The sequence below is a fragment of the Bacillus sp. CGMCC 1.60114 genome (assembly GCF_042676365.1).
GTDB lineage: Bacteria > Bacillota > Bacilli > Bacillales > Bacillaceae_G > Bacillus_A > Bacillus_A rhizoplanae_A.
This window is the reverse complement of record NZ_JBHTHG010000103.1, coordinates 1-605: the sequence shown is the minus strand read 5'-3', so window position 1 is coordinate 605 and position 605 is coordinate 1. Positions and strand designations below refer to the sequence as shown.

Annotated in this window: 1 protein-coding gene; it reads left to right on the top strand. The window is 34.9% G+C overall.

Annotated features, from left to right (window positions below):
* The first annotated feature begins 204 nt into the window (after positions 1-204).
* Positions 205-498: a hypothetical protein gene (locus ACFQZ1_RS14585; RefSeq protein WP_377882905.1), complete on the top strand. Its 294-nt coding sequence runs from the start codon at positions 205-207 to the stop codon at positions 496-498.
* Positions 499-605: the final 107 nt, after the last annotated feature.

Genomic DNA, 605 nt, shown 5'->3' with positions numbered 1-605 from the left:
ATCATGTTCATAAAATGTGTAAACAAATCAATGTTCAATTAAACTTAGGTTTTTATCTTTCTGGACATATATTTATCTTTAAAAATACTGTAAGGATAAGGTTTGGTAGCCCTTAGCGTACAATTTCCCCAGAATGATATGGTGACCCCTTATATATGTTTTGAAAATAGAAAATAGTAGGTTATATAGAAGGAGCGTGAATCCATGTTAACAGATCAAGAAATGTGGCAACGGATTACCTATTTACCAGCACCCTACAAACGGGAGCTCATTCGTCTAGCAATGGAAGGAACATCTTTGTTTTGGAGTAATCGCCAAACTCCATTTATCATGTTAGAAGCTGCAGAAATTATTGAACCAACGGGTAAGGAAAGAGCAACATCTCAGTTTGGATTAGATGCTTTAGAGCTCGAGTATTCTGTATTGCCACATCATCAGCAAATTTGGATACAATTTCAGGAATATATCAATCAGCTAAAGGCTTCTGGAGAAAACTAAGGCTTTGGTGCAAAAATAATTCGCTAGAACCATAGAATAGTAATATCCTATTAACCTTGAGGTTAAGCAGCTAACTTAAATAACTTATGAATGACTTCAACCTCATT